This window comes from Caballeronia sordidicola (assembly GCF_002220365.1).
Lineage (GTDB): Bacteria > Pseudomonadota > Gammaproteobacteria > Burkholderiales > Burkholderiaceae > Caballeronia > Caballeronia sordidicola_C.
Genome location: NZ_MTHB01000043.1, coordinates 1 through 3,667, shown reverse-complemented (window position 1 = coordinate 3,667; position 3,667 = coordinate 1). Strand labels below are relative to the sequence as shown.

Annotated in this window: 3 protein-coding genes and 1 pseudogene; 3 read left to right on the top strand and 1 reads right to left on the bottom strand. The window is 59.1% G+C overall.

Annotation, left to right across the window (positions count from 1 at the left end):
- Positions 1-635 (bottom strand): annotated as a pseudogene (locus BSU04_RS07120) (DDE-type integrase/transposase/recombinase); the annotation flags it as partial.
- Positions 636-694: 59 nt separating this feature from the next.
- Between BSU04_RS07120 and tnpC the strand changes: the two are divergent.
- The 3 genes from tnpC to BSU04_RS07100 all read left to right on the top strand — a co-directional run.
- Positions 695-1,786, top strand: a complete 1,092-nt coding sequence (tnpC, locus tag BSU04_RS07115; protein WP_089159943.1) for an IS66 family transposase — start codon at positions 695-697, stop codon at positions 1,784-1,786.
- Positions 1,787-2,503 carry a TniB family NTP-binding protein gene (locus BSU04_RS07110; RefSeq protein ID WP_179258234.1) on the top strand — a complete coding sequence of 239 codons (717 nt, stop codon included), beginning with the start codon at positions 1,787-1,789 and terminating at the stop codon, positions 2,501-2,503.
- A 792-nt stretch (positions 2,504-3,295) separates the two neighbouring features.
- A partial coding sequence (locus BSU04_RS07100) for a hypothetical protein (protein WP_089159942.1) occupies positions 3,296-3,667 on the top strand: 372 nt, incomplete at its 3' end.

Genomic DNA, 3,667 nt, shown 5'->3' with positions numbered 1-3,667 from the left:
GCACATTTGCAATTGTCGATGATGACCCGGGCTGGCACGCCCCCAAATGCTTCAAAGGCGCGCCGATGACATCCCAACCAAGTTGCTACCGTTTGGTCTCGGACAAACTCGACATATTGGTGGCGCGACCACGCCAGGGTCATAACGAAGAACCAAGTCTTGTGGATCTCGCCGGTGAGCGCGTCGGTCATCATCGGGCCGGCGCCGAAATCAACTTGCGCGGCCTCGGCGGGCTTGAACTCCAGGCGTAGCGGCACGTCGGGAGTGTGCGAAGCGTCTATATGCAGAAGGAAACGATAGACCGAGGAATAGCTGCCGCTGTATCCGTGGTTGCGAACGAGCGTGGCGTGGATCGTGGTGCATTGAACGCCGGTTGCCCGCCACTTGGTGATCTGCTCGCGCCACGGTTCCAAGGTTGAGACGCAACTCGATGGTAGCGGCGCCTCTTTGCGATCCAGGAAAGCGGCCATTACGTGTTCGTCGGGTAAAGCCGCTTCACGCGCCAACCATCCGTTCTTGGCGGCAATCTCCCGCACCTGCGCAATCTTCTTGCGCCCCATGGTCTTCGATCGTGCGATATCCCGGTCAGAGTCGCCTCGGCGCATGCGCACCAGGATCTGTCGGTATTGGTACATTTCGAACCTCCGATTGGCCACGGCCACTCCCGGCAAAAGGCCGGCAGTCTAGCCGATCAATGAAAGTTCGAACCCTCGTTGCTCGTCTCCTGGGTGGCGCCATTACGCCGAAAAACGACTGGCGCCTTTACGCCGGAAACGCCGTGGCTCCATTACGCCGGAAATCCGGTGGCGCCATTACGCCGAAAACGAAATGGCTCCTATATGCCGGAAATTCACAGAACCTGCGAGCCTTGGGCGTGCATCTGACACAAGGGCAGCTCCTGCCGTTCGCGCGCGCGGCTCAGCTCATTGAAGACTTGCATGGCATCGCTGTTTCGCCCGGCACCCTGGTGTCATGGGTGGGCGAAGCACGCAGCGCGTTGGACGGTACAGCCATTCTCATCGCCGATCACCTGATCAAGGCGCCGCTACTCCATGCCGACGAGTCCGGGCTGCGCGTTGCCAGCAAGCTCCATTGGCTGCATGTCGCGGCAAGCGAGACACACACGTGGTACGGCGTTCATGCCAGACGCGGCATGGAGGCTATGCAAGCGCATGGCATTTTGCCTAAGCGTCTGGGCGTGCTGGTTCATGATTGCTGGGCGCCGTACTGGCAACTTGATTGCATCCATGCGCTGTGCAACGCGCACCTCTTGCGCGAGTTGGTCTACGTGCAAGAGGCGACCGGCCAGGTTTGGCCGCAACGGATGAAGGATTTTCTGCTTAATGCCAACGACCTTTGCCAGACGGCACGAGACAAGCGGATCACACTTTCCACCGAAGACATCGCTGCTTTCGGCTCGCACTACTATGCGATCCTGTGCGAGGGGGAGCGGCTTAACCCTGAGGTAGCCAAGCCGGCAGGTAAGCGTGGCCGTGCCAAGCAGTCCATAGCCTTCAATCTGCTGCGCCGCTTGCGGCAACATGCCGATGCGGTGCTGCTTTTTATCCGCGATCCGGCAGTGCCGTTCACGAACAATCTTGGTGAACGAGCCGTTCGTATGCCAAAAGTGAAACAGAAAATATCCGGCTGCTTTCGCACACTCGACGGTGCCGAAAACTTCTGCGTCATTCGTTCCTGCCTCGACACACTCCGCAAGCAAGGGCATGGCATGCTCGACGTATTACGGCGTGCCTTTGCTGACGATCCTATACAGCCTGCGACCTAGCTGCTGAACAGTCACGGCAAAACGCAGATCACCGCCAAGTCTCAACGTCGACACCCTGATGAATTCGACGAGCGCCTTGGTGTGGAAATCCGTCCCATCATAGCCATGCAAATGCCGCCGACGCCGGATCAGCACCGCTTCTACTCGTCCCTTCTGTTCGAACTCGGCGCGCCGCACAAAGCCGCTGCAAGTCTGGCAGTGCTTGAGCGTCTCGCGCGCGATTTGCTGCGCAGAATGGCACCCAGCATGTTGATCGTCGATGAGGTGCACCACCTCCTGGCTGGCACGTATCGCGAGCAACGCGCCTCTCTCAATCTCCTGAAATTTCTAGCTAGTGATCTGCGGGCGAGCATGGTTCTGGTCGGGACCCGCGACGCCGTCATCGCGCTCCAGACAGATTCGCAGATGGTCAGCTGCTTCACGCCATTCGAGGTGCCGCGCTGGAGGGAGAGCGAGGCATTCCGGCAATTGCTGGCGGCGTTTGAACGGGTACTGCACTTGCGCCGGCCATCGGGCCTTGCACAGCGGGAGATCGTGCAATATGTGCTTGCCGCCAGCAGCGGCCTTACCGGAGAAGTTTCCAGAATCCTGAATGCCGCCGCCGAACTTGCGATCCGCAGCGGCGACGAGTGCATCAATCTCCAGCATCTCGAACATGTCGCTCCCACACACGTCCAGTCGCTTGCGACGTTGGCCACTCGCGCCCCGGCCCTTTGACGAGGAAGCCTTTGGAAGCTGGTTCGGTCGCGTTGCCAGTTGCTATCGGATCAGCGTCGATCGGACTTGGGAAGCCAACGAACTTGGGCCTCTGCCATCCCTGACTAACGCCGGATGGATGCTATTCGCTCCACTGAACGACATCACACTGGGTACGCTGGCCAACCTCGGCGGCTGGACGTATCCCGGCTCGCTCAAATCCAGACGCCCGCCAGTTGGATGATGCCCCGCACGCGGTTGCCGTACTGCTTCCGTTGTCTGGTGCTGAACCCAGCCGACGTTACCGCACATCGCTGGAAGCGGGAATGGCTTGACGCAACTGCCAGATACCGCGATGAACACAGCGGCATTCTTGAGACGGTACCTGCGTCGCTAACGCGGCGTGCAGGCAACATGGAAAACTATTGAAGTCGGCAAGCCGGTACCGTCGGGAGGCTCCAGAGAGACACCAACGCCGCCTGTATTAGCAGAATTAATGCACCTACTAGCAGAATTAGCGCACCTCAACATCTTTTCACACTTCGCGAAATTTACGAGCGGCCCAGGGCTGAACCGATCGGCGCGCTCGCTAAAACCCTGCAGGTGTCCGAGGTTGAGTGAAGACGACAAATGCCGAACGACACGGGATCATTGCCCCACGCCCGACCTACAAGGACCCTCGGTTTGCCAGCCGCGTCGAACAACGCCAATTGTTGTTGCAGTCAAAGAGTAAGCGATCGGTCAAGCACGCCCCTTGCGCAAGGGATTGAATAGCGGAGCATGTAGCATTTTCAGCAGGCTGAGGATGGCTATATGAATGATGGTGGAAAGAAGATCGGCATGCATGCGATGGCGCACATTGAAGCCGCGCAGCGTGAGGGTAAGACGCTTTCGGCATATGCGCGTGAGCATGGGCTGAGCAAGCAACATTTGTACAAAGTTAGGCGAGACATGCGAGCACGCTCGGCTGGTTCTGGGAAGCCCCGGATCACCGCGGAGAAGTCGAGCGAACCACCGGGAGTGGACTTGGCGTTCGTTGAGGTGAAGGTGGCGGCAACGCCTGCCAGTCCATTGGCGCCGCGCGCACGGTTGTGGGCACATCTGCCCAATGGCGTGAATGTCGAGCTGTTGTGCACGAGCGGCGATGTCGATCTGCTGATGGCAATGATGGATTCGTTGGGGAGG

Coding starts and splice junctions, on each gene's coding strand:
- tnpC (WP_089159943.1), top strand. CDS start 695: ATGAAAGTTCGAACCCTCGTTGCTCGTCTCCTGGGTGGCGCCATTACG.